Source organism: Ekhidna sp. (genome assembly GCF_965228795.1).
GTDB lineage: Bacteria > Bacteroidota > Bacteroidia > Cytophagales > Cyclobacteriaceae > Ekhidna.
The window spans coordinates 3,076,991-3,095,789 of record NZ_OZ245839.1 but is presented as its reverse complement, the minus strand read 5'-3'; the positions used below and the strand labels follow the sequence as shown (position 1 = coordinate 3,095,789).

Annotated in this window: 18 protein-coding genes; all 18 read left to right on the top strand. The window is 40.6% G+C overall.

The genetic code is table 11. The features are described from left to right. Positions 1 to 753: a hypothetical protein gene (locus ACQK2H_RS13940; RefSeq protein WP_350204895.1), complete on the top strand. Its 753-nt coding sequence runs from the start codon at positions 1 to 3 to the stop codon at positions 751 to 753. A gap of 84 nt (positions 754 to 837) precedes the next feature. After that, entirely contained in the window at positions 838 to 1,344 is a 507-nt protein-coding gene (locus ACQK2H_RS13935; protein ID WP_350204896.1) for a nuclear transport factor 2 family protein, read from the top strand. A gap of 28 nt (positions 1,345 to 1,372) precedes the next feature. Beyond that, positions 1,373 to 1,993 (top strand): RNA polymerase sigma factor, encoded by a 621-nt coding sequence (locus ACQK2H_RS13930; protein ID WP_350222552.1) that lies wholly within the window; start codon positions 1,373 to 1,375, stop codon positions 1,991 to 1,993. 129 nt (positions 1,994 to 2,122) lie between these two features. Further along, positions 2,123 to 3,142 (top strand): FecR family protein, encoded by a 1,020-nt coding sequence (locus tag ACQK2H_RS13925; protein ID WP_425391993.1) that lies wholly within the window; start codon positions 2,123 to 2,125, stop codon positions 3,140 to 3,142. Between the two features lie 165 nt (positions 3,143 to 3,307). After that, a complete protein-coding gene (locus tag ACQK2H_RS13920; protein WP_425391992.1) occupies positions 3,308 to 6,553 on the top strand; it encodes a SusC/RagA family TonB-linked outer membrane protein in 3,246 nt (1,081 codons plus the stop codon). 44 nt (positions 6,554 to 6,597) lie between these two features. Next, positions 6,598 to 7,926 carry a hypothetical protein gene (locus ACQK2H_RS13915; protein WP_425391991.1) on the top strand — a complete coding sequence of 443 codons (1,329 nt, stop codon included), beginning with the start codon at positions 6,598 to 6,600 and terminating at the stop codon, positions 7,924 to 7,926. An 83-nt stretch (positions 7,927 to 8,009) separates the two neighbouring features. Next, positions 8,010 to 10,475 carry a fused MFS/spermidine synthase gene (locus tag ACQK2H_RS13910; protein WP_425391990.1) on the top strand — a complete coding sequence of 822 codons (2,466 nt, stop codon included), beginning with the start codon at positions 8,010 to 8,012 and terminating at the stop codon, positions 10,473 to 10,475. 179 nt (positions 10,476 to 10,654) lie between these two features. After that, positions 10,655 to 11,125 carry a hypothetical protein gene (locus ACQK2H_RS13905; RefSeq protein ID WP_425391989.1) on the top strand — a complete coding sequence of 157 codons (471 nt, stop codon included), beginning with the start codon at positions 10,655 to 10,657 and terminating at the stop codon, positions 11,123 to 11,125. Between the two features lie 80 nt (positions 11,126 to 11,205). Next, positions 11,206 to 11,979: an AraC family transcriptional regulator gene (locus ACQK2H_RS13900; RefSeq protein WP_350204903.1), complete on the top strand. Its 774-nt coding sequence runs from the start codon at positions 11,206 to 11,208 to the stop codon at positions 11,977 to 11,979. A 5-nt stretch (positions 11,980 to 11,984) separates the two neighbouring features. After that, a complete protein-coding gene (locus tag ACQK2H_RS13895) occupies positions 11,985 to 12,482 on the top strand; it encodes a hypothetical protein (RefSeq protein WP_350204904.1) in 498 nt (165 codons plus the stop codon). An 83-nt stretch (positions 12,483 to 12,565) separates the two neighbouring features. Continuing rightward, positions 12,566 to 13,198, top strand: coding sequence for a hypothetical protein (locus tag ACQK2H_RS13890; RefSeq protein ID WP_350204905.1), 633 nt, complete (start codon positions 12,566 to 12,568; stop codon positions 13,196 to 13,198). Positions 13,199 to 13,429: 231 nt separating this feature from the next. Then, positions 13,430 to 13,807: a c-type cytochrome gene (locus tag ACQK2H_RS13885; protein WP_420575426.1), complete on the top strand. Its 378-nt coding sequence runs from the start codon at positions 13,430 to 13,432 to the stop codon at positions 13,805 to 13,807. A 12-nt stretch (positions 13,808 to 13,819) separates the two neighbouring features. Next, positions 13,820 to 14,986: a hypothetical protein gene (locus ACQK2H_RS13880; RefSeq protein ID WP_425391988.1), complete on the top strand. Its 1,167-nt coding sequence runs from the start codon at positions 13,820 to 13,822 to the stop codon at positions 14,984 to 14,986. A 12-nt stretch (positions 14,987 to 14,998) separates the two neighbouring features. Then, complete coding sequence (locus ACQK2H_RS13875; RefSeq protein WP_425391987.1) at positions 14,999 to 15,313, top strand: hypothetical protein; 315 nt, start codon at positions 14,999 to 15,001, stop codon at positions 15,311 to 15,313. A 3-nt stretch (positions 15,314 to 15,316) separates the two neighbouring features. After that, the gene (locus tag ACQK2H_RS13870) at positions 15,317 to 15,859 is read left to right on the top strand and encodes a c-type cytochrome (protein ID WP_425391986.1); all 543 of its coding nucleotides are present in this window, start codon (positions 15,317 to 15,319) and stop codon (positions 15,857 to 15,859) included. 1 nt (position 15,860) lies between these two features. Beyond that, complete coding sequence (locus tag ACQK2H_RS13865; protein ID WP_350204910.1) at positions 15,861 to 16,430, top strand: hypothetical protein; 570 nt, start codon at positions 15,861 to 15,863, stop codon at positions 16,428 to 16,430. 381 nt (positions 16,431 to 16,811) lie between these two features. Next, entirely contained in the window at positions 16,812 to 17,375 is a 564-nt protein-coding gene (locus ACQK2H_RS13860) for a YceI family protein (RefSeq protein WP_425391985.1), read from the top strand. Positions 17,376 to 17,388: 13 nt separating this feature from the next. Continuing rightward, positions 17,389 to 18,648, top strand: a complete 1,260-nt coding sequence (locus ACQK2H_RS13855) for a hypothetical protein (RefSeq protein WP_350222535.1) — start codon at positions 17,389 to 17,391, stop codon at positions 18,646 to 18,648. The last annotated feature ends 151 nt before the right edge of the window (positions 18,649 to 18,799 follow it).

Here is an 18,799-nt window from a genome sequence, read left to right as displayed (position 1 = left end):
ATGAAAGAACTGAAATCAACAATTTATTCCGCTATCCTCTTCATGCTAATGTTGGGTGTTGCGGCCTGCTCAGGTGGGAAAAAATCTGAAGAGGAAGAATCCGGACACGATCATTCTGAAATGACCGAAAGTGAGGATGGTCATGACCATGGTGAAGCATCAGGGGGTCATGATCATGGTAGTCATGGTGAGGCATCTATGGATGAAGGTGAAGGAAAAACATGGACACCATCCGGTAACGGCGAGGAGCTCATCCGATCTGACTTTCACTTCATAGCCGGGGCGATGGAAAATATAGCCCCTGAAGTAACAGAGGTTGCAAGCGACAATGTCTTGAAATTAACTGCAAACGGTCAACCAGTGGCGTTTGTATTTCATCAGTCGTATGGAAATATCGGAATGGCTGTCAGTTTAAATGCCAGCTCCTTTCAGGGAACCTATAAACTGATACACCATGCCAGTAATGCCCACAATCATGAATTTGTGGCGGTAAATGGAAACAATATGAAGCTGGGAAGGATCGTGCAGGGAGATGAAATGGTTTTTGACGAGTCAGAATTCGAATCGGATGAGGATTGGATCAACCTTCGTGTGTCAGCTGCCGGAACCCACTATAAAGGATACATCGGAAATAAGACAGTAACTCATGGTCATGGGGACAAGATGAAAAATGGATACGTAGGTATCATGCTAGACGGAACAGGTGAAATCCTGATCAAATCAATAGAAACTGTACCCCTTGAAGACGAATGAGTTTTAAATCAATTATGAATTAACCTATGATTTTGGGAAGCTATAGAAATGCAGTTTGCCCAATCATATCAACCAAAAACAAACATGAAATTTCAAAAAAAAATAATACTACCTGCAGTGCTTATTACATTCATTCTTAGCGCTTGCAATACTTCCACTGACCAGTACGGAAATGTGAACTTGTCGGAAGAAGAAACGAAGGTGAAAGAAGTAATAACTACATACAAGAATGGTATAGAAGCACTAAGCGTGGAAGGTTTAAATGAACTCTTCCTGAAAGACTCTGAAGTATTTGAATCGGGTGGTTCGGAAGGTTCATTTTCGCACTATTTAGATCATCATCTGGCACCAGAGTTAGAAGCTTTTGAGTCATTTGACTTCAATGATCATAAAATCAAAGTGAAAATTGATATGCCGTATGCCTTTACTACGGAGACTTATACCTTTAAAATCGTGGTGAAATCGGATGAACCTGAGGGCCAGGTAATTGAGCGTAAAGGAGTAGCTACATCGGTTTTGAAGTTTGAAAACGACCAATGGAAAATCATGAAGACACACTCTTCTTCCCGGGGGATGAGTAGTTCACATTGATGAATCATTTGCATAAATAACCGATCAAATGGGCGAGAAAAAAATATATCCTTTAGATGTACACAAAGCTCCATCTTTGAAAAAGAGCAAGCAGAGATTTTCTGATAGAAAAGATGAAGAAATTTGGCAAGCCTATTGTGCCGGAGATGATGAAGCATTCGTGTATATCTATAACGAATATGTCCACCGGTTATTTACATTTGGTGTCCAGTTTGCATCCAGGGCCATCGTTCTGGATGCAATTCAGGACCTTTTCTTGTACCTGAAGCAAAGGCAAGGTAAAGAACAACGTGTGGAAAAGATTAAGCCATACCTGTACAAGGCCTTGCATCGGACGCTTATGTCCATTCTCAAAAAAGAAACGCAACTAAAATCGTTTGAACCGTCGAATGACCCTCCTGCCAACTGGGCTATAAGCCTGACCAGTGATGTTAGGCTTATTGATGAAGAAAATACCAAGATCCAACGTGGAAGATTAACCAAGGCTCTTAATCAGCTATCTGAAAAGCAAAGACAAGCTATCATTCTTTACTACTATGAAGGGTTCACGTTTGAAGAGATCAAAGACATTATGAATGTGAGTGACAAAAGCTCTGCCAGAAAGTTAGTTGGGAGAGCACTGCATTCTATGCGCCATATATTCATTTAGTGTTTGTAAATAATTCGGAATAATGTTCTTTTTTTCATTAAATAGTTGAAGTAAGAATTTTTTTTCTTCAAAAAATGGACACTTTCATTTGGTTTATTCTACTAGATAGGTAGAAACGCATGAAAACCAATGAAATACCGTGACTACAGCGTAGTTGATTTTGTTACAGATGATTTTTTTGTTGCTTGGGTGAAGCACCCAAATGAAGAATCTTCTCTATTTTGGAATGAATACATTATCTCAAACCCTGGCCAACGTCAGGTTATTTCAGATGCCAGATCGCTTGTTTTATCTATTTCGTATGCGAAATCAGAACCTCTAACCTCAGACGAATATTTAGAGACCTTAGAAAATATAATTAAAGGGACACCTCGATCTGGTTTTAGGTGGAAGAAGATTATGCTTCCTGTAGCTGCCACAGTAGCATTGATTGTTGCATTCACCTTGATATTACGTCCATTTAATGCTGTAGAACCATCTCCTGCCAAGGAAAAAAGGGTAATAGTAACCAAAGAAAACCCACGCGGGCAAAAATCCATATCCATTCTGCCAGACGGCACTAAAATTCATCTGAATGCGGAAAGTGAATTAATCATTGATTCACTTTTTGGGCATAGTGAAAGAAAAGTTTATTTGACCGGCGAAGCTTATTTTGATGTAGCCGAGAATCAGTCAAAACCATTCGTTATTTGGACAAAGGAATTAAAGACTACTGTTTTAGGTACCTCTTTCAATATTAGATCCTTTGAAGATGAAGGGGAAGCAAGTATAGTGGTTGTTAGCGGTAATGTAAAGGTATCACATTCCATGGGTGATTCTTACCAGCTTAGACCCTATGACCTTCTCAGGTATGAAAAAAAGAATAACCGGTTTAAAGCGGACAAAATCAATAACCTAACCAGTCATGTTGGTTGGAAGGACGGAATACTCACTTTTGAAAATGACACCTTTGATCAGGTGAAAGAGAAAATAGAAAGGTGGTATGACGTAACTATTCAGGCAGATTTTGGTCACGAAGCAGCAGGGCTGTATTCTGCCAGCTATGACAATAAATCGCTAACAAAAGTATTGGATGGTTGGAGCTATACCTCCGAATTTTCTTATAAAAAGAATAAAGACAATATCATAATATTAACCTTAAAACCCTAACGTGATGGATGCATATGATACAAGTTAAAAAGGAGTTCGTCATCCAATAAGGATGACGAACCAAAAATGGGATTGAGGCATACATCTCCGTCTGCAAACAAAAGATAGTCTACCTCAAAAACCCTGAGCATTGATAAAAACTATGTTTTACCAATAATTAAAAGTATGAACAAGTATATACTAAAACAAACGATAGAAATGTCAAAGACCATGTTTTATGCTTTACTCGTAAACTGTCTTCTTAGCATGACAGTCTATGCAGAAAAAGCTAATGGCCAGGTTAGTTTAAAAGAGATTCCGCTTTCAATTTCAAGTGATAACGTTGAATTGAAGGAAGTGTTCAATTTTCTAAATGAGAAAACAGGATTTTCTTTTTCTTACAATGACAGCAAGGTTGACTTAAAATCAAAAGTCAGCGTCCATATTGAAAATGGGTCATTGTTGGATGCTTTAACGTTGCTTTCACAGCAAAAGGCATTGAATTTCAAACGAATAGATAATAACATCCACGTACAGCGAGCAAAGAAAAAGTCTGAAGTTGGAGTTTTTGTGATAGAGTTGATTCCGGTTAGTGGAAGAGTCACTGACAGTGAGGGCAATGGCCTTCCCGGCGCAACAGTTGTTATAAAAGGTACAACCAATGGTACAACAACGGATATAGATGGAAACTTTAGTCTTGAGGCCGAAGAGGGGGAGACATTGGTAATCAGCTATCTGGGTTTTGAAACAGTAGAAGTTGCAGTTGGTAATCAGCAAAATTACAACATCGTTTTAAACGAAGATGTGAGTAACCTTCAAGAGGTGGTAGTGACAGCTACAGGGGTACGAAGAAAGGTCGAAATTGGAAATAGCATTGCGCGACTTGATGTGGATGAGGATGTCAAAGTAAGACCAATAAGCAACGTGTCTGACTTGTTACAAGGACAAGCATCCGGTGTTCAAATCTTCGGAAGTGGCGGATCAGTGGGAATGGGTTCAAGAATAAGGGTTAGGGGATCAAATAGTGCCTCATTGTCCAATGAACCAGTTATTTACATTGATGGAGTGTTAATTAACAACCAGCCCAACTCCATATCTTTTGAAACCGGAGGTCAGTCGCCTTCCAGATTGAATGATATCAATCCGGAGGATATTGAGTCTATTGAGGTAATAAAAGGCCCATCTGCCGCTACACTATACGGATCAATAGCTGCCAATGGGGTGATAAGGATCACAACCAAGAAAGGAAAAAAAGGCAAACCGCGATGGACAGCCTACACGGAAAGAGGTTTTGTAGAGGATGTAGGGAACTACCCTGCCAACTATCAGGCTTATGATGCAAGCGGCAATCCGGGGTTTAATTTTGAAGCAGCGGAAGGTAGTTTTGTTCCTACAAGAGTAGAATCTTACCAGCCATTAAATGATTCAGAAACATCTCCGTTCAGAAAAGGACAGTTGTTTGGATTTGGTGCCAGTGTCTCAGGGGGTAGTGATGCCCTGACCTATTACCTTTCAGGTAACGTAAGTGACAATGAGGGGGTACTTCCGGTAAATAATATCAAAAGGATGAATTTTCGTGCAAACTTTGGTGCCAAAATTACCGAAAGCTTGCAGGCAAATTTCACTAGCGGATACACCAATAGCGACCTGGAACTTCCACTAAATGATAACTTTTCATTGGCCCTTATGGCACAAGGTCTCAATGGTACAGCTGATCCGGAAGTCAATGATGGATGGGGTGAATTTACGCCGGCAGAATTATTTACCATAGATACCAGACAAAGGATTAATCGATACACTACAGGCCTTAACTTAGAGTGGACAAAAGTTGAAAACTTAAGAGTAAGACTTGCAGGGGGTATTGACTACACTAATCGATGGGATACCCAGTTTTTTCCGACCGGTAAAGCTCCGGATTTTCTTAACTATGATGAAGGAGCTCGATTTTCAAACAGGTTTAATGAGTTTGTGTACACCCTTGATGCGGTGGCCACCTATACGAATAAGCTGTCATCTAGTGTCGGCTTAAGATCCTCTGTTGGATTTCAATACCTTGGAAATCTATCCCAAGGGACATTAAGTACCGGACTTCAATTGGTTGCGGGTAGTAGCTCCATTGCCGGTGCAGCCACGACTTTTAGTACCGAGGAAACTATTGAACAAAGAACTGCCGGTGTTTTTATCGAAGAGCAGGTAAGTTTTAATGAGCGACTGTTTGTTACAGGTGCTATTCGTTCAGACAGAGGTAGTTCGTTTGGCTCAGCACTGGATGCGGTTGTTTACCCGAAGGTAAGTGTTTCGTGGGTTCTTTCTGATGAGTCTTTCTTCAATGTCAGTAACAATATAGTGAGTTCACTTAGGCTGAGAGGGGCTTGGGGAGCCTCGGGTGTACAACCAGGTACAAACGATGCACTAAGATTTTTCAATCCTATAGCTGCCACTGTAGATGGAGGAAGTGATGTGACAGGTGTTACGTTTGGAAGCGTGGGTAATGAAGACTTAAGGCCCGAAAGATCTAGGGAGATTGAGTTTGGATTTGATGCCGGGCTTATTTCTAATCGAGTGGACCTTGAAGTAACTTATTTTAATAAGCAAACATCTGATGCACTTATTTTTAGACAACTTCCACAATCATTAGGAGTTGGAACAGGCCGATTTGAAAACCTTGGATCCGTTCAGAATAAGGGGTTAGAAGTGTCACTGAATGCCAGAATATTTGAAGTAGGGAAAACAGCTTTCGACTTAAATTTTGTAGGCGCATTTTTGGACAATGAATTGAAGGAGCTTGGAGAGGGAATTGAACCAGTAATCTTTGGACAGCAACGTCATGTTGAGGGTTATCCGCTGGGAGGTTATTGGGATGAGCCTTACACATTCAATGATGCCAATGGAGATGGGTTTATAGCCCAAAGTGAAGTTCAAGCAGGGGCAGAAGCTGTTTATTTGGGTTCCCCGTTCGCTACTACAGACGTCTCATTTATGCCTTCACTTAAATTTTTGGATGGACAATTGGAGTTGAGGGGCTTACTCAATTTCCGTGGAGGACAGAAACTTTATAACAACACAGGATCCTGGCGAAACGGAAACAACAATACCGATGAATTAAATGATCCAAATGCCTCATTGGCAAGTCAGGCCAGGGCAGTTGCTTCTAAATTTTTAGGTACAAATGCCGGATATATTGAGGATGCGTCTTTTTGGAGACTAAGAGAAATTTCACTTACCTATAGTCTACCGAAGACCCTTATTAGCAATGCAGGGTTAAGTCGGGCGAGTCTTACGCTATCTGGTCAAAACCTTGGAGTATGGACAGACTATTCGGGATTAGATCCTGAAATAAGCTCCGTTGGACAAGCCAACTTCACGACGGAAGAATTCCTAAGCCAGCCTCCCGTAAGGATGTGGAAGGCTCGCCTCAATCTGACATTTTAATTAATCTAAATGATACTATTATGACTAATTATAAAAGCAACAAAATGAAACGAGCGATTAGAAATAGCCTTGGGTTAATTGGGCTACTGACTATGCTGATTTTTGGTATATCGTCATGCGATTCCATGCTGGAGGTAACAGATCCTGATATTGTTACACCGGACAATTTGAATAGTGAGGCCGGGATTGCAACGTTAAGGGCAGGCTCTTTAGGAGATCTTGCAGTCGCCATTAGTGGTTCGGCGGCTGGACACGGAGCGACTACAGGACTTATTATCATGAGTGGTCTTATGGCAGATGAATATGACTATAGCGGGACATTTCCAACCAGAAGAGAGGCAGATACCAGAATTGTTCAAAATGTTAATTTTGATATTGACAGGATATATGGAAACCTTCATCGCGCCAGGGCATCAGCTGAAGCTACAGTTGACCTTATTAATACTTTTGGTGGATTTGATAACACCAAAAGTGAGATGGAAAGTGTAGTAGGGTATGTTTATATCCTTTTTGCTGAAACCTATTGTTCAGGGATCTCATTTAGCAAAGCACCTGCAGATGGTGGTGATCTGATATTGGGGGAGCCCCAAACAACAGATCAAATGTTTCAGGCTGCCATTAATTGGTTTGATGATGCCATTGCTGATGCCACACCTGGTTCTGACCTTGAGTATCTCGCGAGAGTGGGCAAAGCCAGGGCTTTATTAGGCTTGGGTCAAATCTCTGATGCAGCCGACGAAGTTTCATCAGTGCCTGATGATTTTGTGTACAATGTAGAACACTCTGAAAATAGTCTAAGGCAGCAAAATGGGGTGTATATCATGAGTACGGTAAGGAGGCAATTTTCCATTGCAGATGGAAAAGGAGGAAATGGGTTAATGTATAGAAGTAGCAATGATCCACGGACTCCATGGGAAGACAATGGAGCGTTTGGACAGGATGACATTACGCCATATTACAATCAACTTAAATATGATGATGCAAGTGATCCTATTGTTTTTACCTCTGGTATCGAAGCAAGACTGATCGAAGCGGAAGCTGCCGCACAGGCAACTCAAAACGCGACGGTTGAGAGCATTCATACTGCACTGAGAGCGACGATCGGATTGCCGCCAGAAGACCTGTCTGGCATGACCCAGAATCAATTACTAAACTATCATTTTGCAGAACGAGCTTTTTGGTTGTACAGTACGGCTCATAGACAGGGTGATTTACGTCGGTTGGTTAGGGTCTATGGCAGGTCTGTCTCAGATGTTTTTCCAACGGGTGACTACTTTAAAGGTGGATCGTATGATTCCAATGTAGTTTTCCCGGTTCCTCAGTCTGAGGCAAATAATCCAAACTATGTTGGTTGCCTTGATACTAACCCATAGTTTTTCATTTATAGTAGGTTTAACATTTTAAATGAAGCTTAAGGGGTCTTAATGACCCCTTTTGTTTTAATTTTTACTTAAGAATGGAAAAAAAAGTAATCCTCAACTCCCTTTCACACAGACCCATTGGACTCCTGTTTTTTTTCTCGGGAATGGCAGGTTTGGTAATGCAGGTAGTGTGGATGTACAAACTTGGGCTTGTTTTTGGTAATGCTTCCTATGCCGCTGCAGCTACCCTAGCTTCTTTTTTTCTCGGGCTGGCCTTAGGTGGAAAATATTGGGGTAGCAGATCCTCAAAGGTGATACGTCCTCTCAGGCTTTATGGATTGCTAGAGTTGGGTATAGCATTATCGGCCCTTTTGTTGATACCAGGACTGAAATTTTATGAAGACATCTATTCAGATGTGGTATTGCTGGCAGGGGACAGCAGATCTTTGCTTACCCTCATCAAATTCTTCTTTTCCTTGCTTGTTCTATTCGTACCTACGGTACTAATGGGGGGTACTTTTCCGGTTTTATCACAGTTTATTGGCAGAACGCATTTAGCTTCGAAAGGCACTTTACTCTACACACTAAATACCCTCGGCGCAGCGGTGGGTACTTTTTTGGCCGGCTTTTTTTTGTTCATCCAATTGGGGGTTCAAAACACCTACATCGTATCTATTTGCCTGGCCGGTATCATAGGCATCATGGCTATTTCTCTCGACTTATATACGGTAGCTCCGCCATCCACTAAGCAACCATCACAAGCTAACCCAAAGACAACTTCAGTCTTGAGCATTACACAGTTTCATATAATAGCGTTTGGCTCAGGAATGCTTGCTCTGGCCGCCGAAACGGCATGGATCAAGATGTTTACACAGGTTTTGCAAAACTCAGTATATTCATTTTCGATTGTTTTAGTAGTATTCCTTTTGTCCCTGGCAATAGGTGGGGCCTTTGCTCATTACCTGGTGAAACGATCCTTTAAAATTCAAAACATCATATTCTTTCTACTGCTATTTTCAACACTTTTAGTTGGTAGTACGCCCTGGGTTTTTGACTTTATGACCAATGGTCTCTCTTATGTTGGGATGACTGCTGCATGGACAGATTATCTGATTTCAATATTTTTTCTTAGTCTGGGGGTGATAGGCATTCCAGCCATTATACTCGGCACCTTATTTCCATACCTCATCAAATCAAACTCCATATTTAATCTGGTACCGGGAACATTCATTGGCAGAATGGTTTTTCTCAATTCACTCGGGAGTGCAGTTGGCCCCATATTGTTAGGGTTTGTGCTTATAGAAGTGGTTGGCGTATGGATCTCCATTAAAGTAATTGCCATAGGATATGGTGTTCTGCTTTTCTACTTTCTTAAGTCTTCCGGGATTGGCTACTCTTCAAGAAAGATCACCGTGTCAGCTTTTGCCACCGTTGCGGTCTTGTTTTTCAGCTCTCCACAGGTAGTTCGGTTATCGGACTCAGAGCAGTTGTTGGGAGTCTGGCAGTCTGTCGATGGTATAGTTTCTGTGGTAAAATCTGACAACAATATAGACATGAGATTGAACAATACGTACATCCTCGGCGATGCTCAGTCAACACTGGTGGAGCAGATGCAAGCCAACGTACCGTTGCTCATTCATCCAGAACCCGAACAGGTACTTTTCCTCGGGATGGGTACGGGGATTACCGCCGGAGCTGCATTGAACCATGACGTTAAACACGTAGATGTAGCTGAAATTGTGGCAGATGTGATTCCTGCATCAAAGAACTTTTTTTCAGCCTGGACCAATGACCTGTATACCGATCATCGGGTGAAAATCATACATGATGACGCGCGCAATCACCTATTGGGAACAAAGGAGAAATATGATGTGATCATTGGTGATTTGTTCTCTCCCTGGCATAGTGGAACGGGAAGTCTGTACACCCTGGAGCACTTTCAGATGGTCAGGAGTAAGCTGGATTCAGGTGGTCTGTTTGCACAATGGCTTCCCTTATATCAGCTCACTCAGGAAAGTTTTGAATCAATAGTGGCAACCTTCAGCAAGGTTTTCCCAACCACCACGTTTTGGCGTGCAGACTTTTCAAGTGAAAAACCAAGCATTGCCCTGATAGGTCAAAGGACAAATACCAGGCTTAGAAATGAGGTGCTTTTAAAAAATATAGAAAATGTATTGAGTGATGAAAAAAATACATCACTTCATATGGCAGGACTTTTTTATCTGGGCAATATTGAAGCCATTCGTTCCACCATAGAAAATGCACCGATAAATACAGACGATAAACGAACAATCGAATTCATGGCACCAATTGCCACCCAGCAAGCGAACGCTGGAAAGGCAACCTTTCTGACTGGGCCAATGCAAGCGCAACTTTATCATAACCTTAGGAAGGTACTCCCAAATAAAGATCCATATCTCGTAAACATGCCTGCGCAAGAACTTTCATACATTGAGGTTGGTCATTTGTATTTCAATTATTTACTGCTACAAAATGAAGATGTAGAAAAAGCAGACTCGATCCTAATGGAGATTAGAACTTTAGCTCCGGATTTTTTGTAGAACAGACATTCAGTTCTATGTTTTGCTTCAATTTATTCTTAAACCCAAGATATTTCCTTGGGATAGTACATGCCCATTGTTTAAATATCATGCAAATGGTTGATAAAAATCATTGTTATAATTATCTTGATGTAGGTCATTTGTAGCATCTTATGTAGCAGAGTGACACTATTATGTTTATGAAAATATTACATGGCAACCGACAGAAACTAGCAACATGCGTGCTAGCTGTTTTTTCTGTTGTCTTTATATGTGATTTTTTATGCGACTTTGGTGTCATTAATAACGCTCACACACACCAAGACAATGGACACCATGATCATGGGGTAGCAATTGAAGAACCTCATAACCACCATGTTCACGATCATGAAGATATACCACCTGTAGATAAATCCCATGATCACAATAAGTCTTCCGATGAAGACTGCTGCGAAGAAGAGACCAGCCAATTTTACGCAAGTCTGGTAAAACACGAGTTACCCATATTTGACTTAGATAAGATTGTGGTAACGCTTGAACTTCCTTGGAGCCAAACCTACAATATACCCTATACATATAAAGAAATAAACCCTCATACACTTAATAACGTACTTTCACCACCGGTAGCAGGACTGTACGCGCGTATTCTTTTCCAATCATTCCTCTGTTAGACCGACAATATTGATTTCTGTGGGCAAATCCTCATTTGTGCCTGCCTCGAATTTTTCCTTTAACGAAAATCAATATTGTAATGAAAACTTTCACCATACAAATAAAAAACATGGTATGCCCACGATGCATCCATGTAGTAAAACAGATTTTAGCAGAGCTTGAAATCAAATACTTAGAAGTCGAATTAGGTTATGCGGTCATAGCGGCTGACCAGCCTTTAGACCTGGATACTGTAAATCAAAAATTGGAAACACTGGATCTGGGACTCGTCAGAGATCAAAATGAAGTTTTGGTCACAGAAATAGATATGGCCATTCATGATTATTTGGAAAATATTAGTCTTTTGAGTCAAAAGCGCAAGTTATCCGAATACATAGCCCTGGAGCTTGGTCGTAATTACCATCAGTTGAGCAAGATTTATAGTCAATTCAAAGGTGAAACCATAGAACAATGCTTTATTGCATTACGAACAAATAAAGTAAAAGAACTAATTAAGCAAGGCAAACTAAATCTTAGCCAGATAGCTGTGAATGTGGGCTATAGTAGCATTCACTATCTTTCCGGCCAGTTTAAAAAGTATACCGGCATATCCTTGTCCCAATACAAAAGGGAATGGGAAGCATCTTTGACAAATTCCGGCAATGGGAAGGAGCCTTTTGTAAAAAAACCAGAGAAGAAAAATTGCGACTGTGGTTGTGAAGATTGCAATTGTGGTAGAAAAAATGGTTCTTCTAGCATAAGAAAAACATCTAGTAGATCATCCTCAGGAAATAGCAAAAAGGATTTATCGATGACTTCCTTACTAATTTCAGTGGCTAATTCCAGTAAGTATAGCATCCACGTGTCTAGATAGTTGAGATGAAAAATATACAGTCGGGTTTAGAGAAATTCAATTCTTTAAAAGGATATTTTTTGTCTGATAAAAAGGCTTTAGCATATATCAAGCAAAACGTTGGAGCATGGGACATGGACACCCTGAATGGTAAGATAGGTGTGTTAGGATTAAGGCGATTAGTCCCGGATTATCAATACAACTATTTCTTAAATAGTATGGCTGACAGTGATGTGAAAAATGCGGTCAGGGACGGAGATCTCAATATTTTTAAAATACTCGTTCATGACCTTTCTTACCTGGATCGTGCCAAATTCATTACCTCTACCTTTCTATGTGCACATGCCCCGGATCATTTCCCCATATGGGATGAAAGAAAAGCGCTTATTTCCGGGTGGCAAAAAAGGGAAAATAATTTTTCCTATGAAACCCTCAAGGGTAAAATAGATCTTTTTAAGGAAGAGAATAGAATAAATAGCCTGGATTATTTCTATTTTAACAAGCTACTCTGGTACTGTGAGTAGCGAGTTAAATTTAACTGAGTATGTAGAATCTCTTAAATCATACCCAGAATTTGATAAACAGGGGTGGGCAACAAAACCTAAGATTGCATAAAATCTTATTTCCGATACACAACTTTCAACCGGTGTTATTTATATCCTCCCAAAAATATTTTCTGGCTTGCCTGGCGAGTGTGGTTTTCATTTTAGTTGCCTATCACCCTGTAAAAGGGCAAGAGTACTATACCAGTTCCACTGGAAGGGCAAATATCTATTTTGCTGTTTCAGGTGAAATAGCATCAGCCTCAACTGATAAAGTGGAGATTATATACAATAAAAAGAAAGAAACCATTTGGATCACTTTCCCGGTCCGGTCATTTGTAGCAGAAGATAAAAAGCTAACAAAAAAACTCTTTAAGAAAAACAAAGCAGAGTTTGTAATAAGAGGAAATGTATCCAAGAAAAACATTCAAAATGCTGGTGCTGACTTCCTCCAGTTTGCTTTTATTGGCCGAATATTTAATAACAATGTGGGAGGACCTGTCAGAGCAGCAGGTCGCTTTGATTTTTCGCCTGCAAATGAAGCTAAAGGATATGAAGTTACCTTATCCACAGGTATAGAATCCAAATGGTTTGGCGAACCGTTTGACGAAATGGTAGGGTATCCTATAGTGAACATTCATATCATTACTACTCTGCTCAACCCTATTATTAAGCGAGAAAAAACTTCCAATGATTAGCTTTTTGGGGTCTGGTCTCTGCAACAAAAGGTATCCATTCATCCTTTCATAATTCCTTAAATCATAACCACAATAAGGTAAATAGTGAGAAGGATTTGCTCCTAAGTTTACTTAGGTGAATTAGTAGTCACTCAATTTTTAGTCTTCTCCTTAATTAGTAGAGAGGGTAGTGATTTAACATGGGGAGGCATGAAAGTGTCTCCCATTTTTTAGGACATTATAGATATTGAAATGAAAAGCGCTTTTGTAATTGCATTCTTAATTTTTATAGGTGGAATATCTCAGGATAAGTGGAAAGCTCCTCCTGAAGCAGATAAGCTCAAAAACCCAGTAGCTGGACAGCAAGAAGCTATTAAAGGGGGTAAAAAAATCTTTGCCACCATGTGTGCCATTTGTCACGGAGAAAAGGGCAAAGGCGATGGAGTAGCTGGAGCTGCTCTCAACCCAAAACCCACTAATTTGATTACAGCGACCTTTCATGCTCAAAGTGATGGAGCTATTTTCTGGAAAATCACAGAGGGTAGGGCTCCCATGGCATCCTATAAAGCTACTCTTTCTGAAGAGAAAAGATGGCAATTGGTCAGCTACTTAAGAACACTGAAACAATAAAACTACTGGCTTATGAAATACAAATACCTAATTAGTCTAACCTTGGTCATAGGTGCTTTGGTTGATATCAATGCACAGAACCAAGGTGGCCTTAGCCCCCAACCTGGCAACAGTAGGTTTTTGCTGCGTGGCTACTCGGATGCGACATTCATGTCAAATGATGAGGAAACTACCTTCGGAAATGCACGATTTGTACCCTTATTTCTTTACAAGCAATCAGACAAACTGTTCTTCGAAGGTGAATTGGAATTTGCCGTAGAGGATGGTGAGATAGAAGTAGCTCTAGAATATGCCAATTTCAATTATAGCCTTGCGCCCAACCTAAACCTTAGAGCTGGTAAAATTCTTATCCCTTTTGGGATCTTTTTCGAAAGACTGCATCCTTCATGGATCAATAGGTTACCTACTGTTCCACTTGGGTATGGACACGATGGAATTCTCCCCACCTCAGACTTGGGAGCAGAGCTAAGAGGTGCCTCTTACCTCGGAGGAATGAAGTTTAATTACTCAATTTATGTAATGAACGGTCCACGCATCGAGGACGGTGAGGAAGAAGCAGAAGAAGTAGGTATGATTGTGCATGAGGGTGATGAGGACAACAATAACAATAAGGCTATTGGTGGTCGTCTGGGGGTGTTCCCTCTTCGGAATCAGTCGCTGGAAGTCGGTTTTTCTGCTCAATCAGCCAAGCTGGGCAACCGTGACTCTGAATTAGAAGATGTTGGCGCTTTTATGTATGCGTTTGACTGGACCTACGTAAGGAAGGTATCCTTCCTGGGAGGTGTGATTGATCTGAAAGGCCAGGTAAACTTCATCAATATTGATGACCAGACATACACAGTTGAAGAGGACAGTGTGATGGAGTCATACACGTTTGACAACAAATCCAACTCCAGTTTCTTTCAGCTCGGCTATCGCCCAACATTTGGCTCCAACGAGTTTGTTAAAAACCTGGAACTAGTAGGGCGGTATTCCACACTCAACACCCCGGAAGAAGCACCATGGGAGTCAGAAAGCACCCAGTTGGCCATTGGGCTGAACTACTGGATCGATTGGAGAACAGCCATCAAATTTGCCTATCAGATGGATAACGTTTCCGGAGGGCATGGAGAAGGAGGCGAGGAACCTGAAGAACTGGATGTCAGTACCTTTTATATTCAATGGACCCTGGGCTTTTAAAATTTAACGAAAATGAAGAATTTCAATAAAATACTCCTACTAATAACTGTTGTTACCTTTTTGTCCTTGGTTTTCACACAGTGTGCCTCGCAGCAAAGCGCAACGAGCAGTACTGACAATACTTCCAAGGGAACTCCTGAGTATGTTTTGAAGAAAAGTGGCGCTCAGCTTTGGGCAGAGTCGTGTATCAGATGCCACAATACTGCTTCCCCTGCCACCTTTAGTGATGTAGAATGGGATGTGGCTGTTAAGCACATGGAGATTCGTGCACAACTTACACGAGTGGAAGCGGAAAAGATTTTAGAGTTTATTCAATCGGCCAATTGATCAATGAATAAAAGTAAAATAAAATATTTCTTGATTTTTGGATTATTGATATTAGGCTATGTAAGCTATCCTCAGGAGGTAGATGGGTCGGCCATATTTGCTACCAACTGTGCCGCCTGTCATACGATCGGTCAGGGCCAGTTGGTAGGGCCTGATCTAGAGGGGGTGACCGAAAAATATGCTAAGAAATGGATTACAAGGTTTATTCGTGAGTCTCAGGCTATGATTGAGGAAGGTGATGAAAAGGCAGTGGCTGTTTTCAATGCATACAATATGATACCCATGCCTCCAGTGCCACTAAGTGATGAGCAAATTGATGCTTTACTTGATCATATTACCAAAGTGAGTAAGGGTAAACCAGAACCAGAACCGCTTGTGACTGAAAAAAGGGTTGCTGCCCGACCTAGTGTTGCAAAGCAAGCTAAAGGAGGGCTACCTGCAGAACAGAGAGCGGCTACCCGAAAAGCAATGATGACTGGCATTTTGGTTGCCTTTGGAGCACTGACTGTCATGGGAATCGGTATTTGGTGGGCCACTAGATCATAACATGATACAATATTTAAAAATAAAAGTGAAGCTTTGGTTGTTAGTTGGGCTACTAGTTAGCAGCGGGTCGGCTGCAGCACAAAAAACCTACATGACCAGGCAAGGTTTTATGGTAATTAAAACCTATGAAGGAGATTCGTTAAAAAATTACCGATTCAATAATATCATTGTATTACTGGATTATGAAAAAGCGACTGTGGATTTGAGTTTTAAACTGGACGATAGCCTGGAAGATATTGTCCCAACCAACCGTTTCTTTTCAGATCATGATGCAAAAATTACCACCCGGCTCTCCATACCCAAGATCGAAACACAACCCCACCCGGACTGGAACTTTTCTACAAAAGGCGAATTATACTATGATGAAAAAGTATACTATATGTCGGGTAATGGTGAGTTGCGCCATCATGACGGGAGTGAAACATTAGCCTGTTACTTGATGCTGAAGTTACAACCCATTGATGGGGTAGAGTTGATAATGAACCCCTTCGGGAAAGTACAAGAGTTGCACCTGTTCCAGGCAGTACTTAATCATGTCATCCTTGATGATGCCGGGATAAATGATTTTTAGCTGAACCACCAGAATCATGATGGCAAAACATTCAGGGGAAAGAAGTATTCTGATGAGAAGCTTGTACTACTATACTCCTTGCAGAGTGGTAATGCAGGACTAATCATTCAATCTGTTTTGCCAATAACTACCGAAAGAATCCGCTAAAAGTACGCAACTTCTAATCAACTCAGACTAGGAAATGTTTTGCTCATCTCTTTTAACATGAGTGAATACAGCCCATAATATTGATGAATTACAGGCACTCCAATGACTTAAATCATTGTTTCAGCATTTCATAAAAATCACTCAAAATTTGATAAATATCCACCTTATAACCCTCGTATCTTCACCTTATAAATATCAGAATCAAGTGATCTGATGGGCTATTAAAGTGTTGATATGAAAACATTTCTAAGAATAATCTTCCTGCTATTATTTACCAATACTGCCTTTTCACAGGTACGTTTTCATCCTGATAAAAGTATGATGACATTGGCCGGTACATCTTCGCTGCACGATTGGGAATCAACAGTATTGATGGATCAAATGAAAGTTGAGCTTCATGTGGAAGAGACAGATCCTCTCCTACTTGGCCACTTAAGGCTTGATATTCCGGTTAAGTCCATCAAAAGCGGAAAAAGCATTATGGACAACAAAACCTATTCTGCGCTTAAATCCGATGATTTTCCAGCCATAAAATACGAGGTGGAGGTTTTCGATTATAACAACGGAGAAATCATTGCCTCAGATGGAAAGCTCAAAGTAGCGGGAGAAGAACGAAAAGTACCGGTGACCGCAGTGTATCACAAGAAGAATAATAATCAAATTATGACATTTCAAGGCTCGGTTTCTTTCAATATGACGGACTTTAATGTTGAGCCGCCAACAGCCATGCTCGGTACCATCAAATCCGGAGATGAAATTACGATAACATACAAAATAACAGTTGAAATAAATCTTTAAATAATAAATGACTATGAAAACTTCATTTTTTAAACACATAGTAGCGACCCTGATGCTGTTTGGAACGGTAGCAGTCTACGCCCAGTTTCCCTCAATCCAGTACTACAGGTACAACGATAAGAGAGGCGTCAATGTCTTCGAAACAAGTAAAGAAGACACAGTAAAATACGACGGATTAAAACTCCGTGTTGGTGGTGACTTTTCTTTCATGTTCCAGGGAATTTCTCAAGAGAATGACTTGGTAGGAGACACATTGGTAGAGCTTTCAAATAATTTTTCTTTACCAACAGCAAACCTGAACTTTGACGTTCAGCTAGCTGACGGTGTTCGTATGCACTTGAGAACTTATTTATCTTCCAGAAACCATACAGAAGCCTATGTAAAAGGGGGGTATCTCCAAATGGATAAACTGGATTTCATAAGCCCTGGATTCCTTGGCGGATTTATGAAAATGGCCACCATTAAAGTGGGTATGGATGAAATCAACTACGGTGATACTCACTTTAGACGCTCTGATAATGCTAGGGCAATTTATAATCCATTTGCAGGAAACTACATCATGGATTCTTTTACAACTGAGCCATTCTTGGAAGTTACTATTCAAAACAATGGAATTATTGGTCTCGTGGGGATGTCAAATGGACGCTTAAATCAAAAGCCGACTGCAGGAGATGATGGTCGTGTGTTTTATGCCAAACTGGGCTATGATAAGCAAATGAATGATGATCTAAGGTTCAGACTGACAGGGTCTTTATACAGCAGTAGTGATAAAGGTACGAGAGATTATCTCTACAATGGTGATAGGGCAGGTGCTAGATACTATAATGTATTAGAAGGAATCAATGATGGTGGTAGTGCCTTCTTACCAAGGTTGAATCCTGGTTTTGCTTACCACACGGCATTCCAAATCAACCCATTTGTTAAATATAGTGGTCTTGAATTCTTTGGTGTGTTTGAAAAAACATCTAATGGTGATGACGCAACGGGTGGAAGCTTCACACAATTAGGCGCAGAGCTACTCTACAGATTTGGAACTACAGAACAACTTTACGTTGGAGGTAGATATAACTCTGTGACAGGTGAGTTTGCAGATGGACTGCCAGCAAGTGATGTAAACAGGTTAAATCTTGGTTTTGGATGGTTTATGACACAAAACATTGCAACTAAATTGGAATATGTCACTCATAAGTATGAAGGTGACGGTTGGAATGGAACTAGGTTTCAGGGAGCTAAGTTCGACGGAATTGTGATCGAGGCGACAATCGGTTTTTAAGAAATTAGTAGTTAGTAGTGATGTAGGTTGTTAAAGGACTTATCGGGAGATAAGTCCTTTCTTTTTACTTCAATTACTGTCGATTAAAAAAACAAAATATCATACATTAATCACAAAATATCTAAACTAATTTTAGTATCAATCGACTACA

Coding starts and splice junctions, on each gene's coding strand:
- ACQK2H_RS13935 (WP_350204896.1), top strand. CDS start 838: ATGAAATTTCAAAAAAAAATAATACTACCTGCAGTGCTTATTACATTC.
- ACQK2H_RS13860 (WP_425391985.1), top strand. CDS start 16,812: ATGAAAACATTTCTAAGAATAATCTTCCTGCTATTATTTACCAATACT.
- ACQK2H_RS13855 (WP_350222535.1), top strand. CDS start 17,389: ATGAAAACTTCATTTTTTAAACACATAGTAGCGACCCTGATGCTGTTT.
- ACQK2H_RS13930 (WP_350222552.1), top strand. CDS start 1,373: ATGGGCGAGAAAAAAATATATCCTTTAGATGTACACAAAGCTCCATCT.
- ACQK2H_RS13885 (WP_420575426.1), top strand. CDS start 13,430: ATGAAAAGCGCTTTTGTAATTGCATTCTTAATTTTTATAGGTGGAATA.
- ACQK2H_RS13875 (WP_425391987.1), top strand. CDS start 14,999: ATGAAGAATTTCAATAAAATACTCCTACTAATAACTGTTGTTACCTTT.
- ACQK2H_RS13925 (WP_425391993.1), top strand. CDS start 2,123: ATGAAATACCGTGACTACAGCGTAGTTGATTTTGTTACAGATGATTTT.
- ACQK2H_RS13940 (WP_350204895.1), top strand. CDS start 1: ATGAAAGAACTGAAATCAACAATTTATTCCGCTATCCTCTTCATGCTA.
- ACQK2H_RS13900 (WP_350204903.1), top strand. CDS start 11,206: ATGAAAACTTTCACCATACAAATAAAAAACATGGTATGCCCACGATGC.
- ACQK2H_RS13880 (WP_425391988.1), top strand. CDS start 13,820: ATGAAATACAAATACCTAATTAGTCTAACCTTGGTCATAGGTGCTTTG.
- ACQK2H_RS13870 (WP_425391986.1), top strand. CDS start 15,317: ATGAATAAAAGTAAAATAAAATATTTCTTGATTTTTGGATTATTGATA.
- ACQK2H_RS13905 (WP_425391989.1), top strand. CDS start 10,655: ATGAAAATATTACATGGCAACCGACAGAAACTAGCAACATGCGTGCTA.
- ACQK2H_RS13865 (WP_350204910.1), top strand. CDS start 15,861: ATGATACAATATTTAAAAATAAAAGTGAAGCTTTGGTTGTTAGTTGGG.
- ACQK2H_RS13915 (WP_425391991.1), top strand. CDS start 6,598: ATGAAACGAGCGATTAGAAATAGCCTTGGGTTAATTGGGCTACTGACT.
- ACQK2H_RS13895 (WP_350204904.1), top strand. CDS start 11,985: ATGAAAAATATACAGTCGGGTTTAGAGAAATTCAATTCTTTAAAAGGA.
- ACQK2H_RS13910 (WP_425391990.1), top strand. CDS start 8,010: ATGGAAAAAAAAGTAATCCTCAACTCCCTTTCACACAGACCCATTGGA.
- ACQK2H_RS13920 (WP_425391992.1), top strand. CDS start 3,308: ATGAACAAGTATATACTAAAACAAACGATAGAAATGTCAAAGACCATG.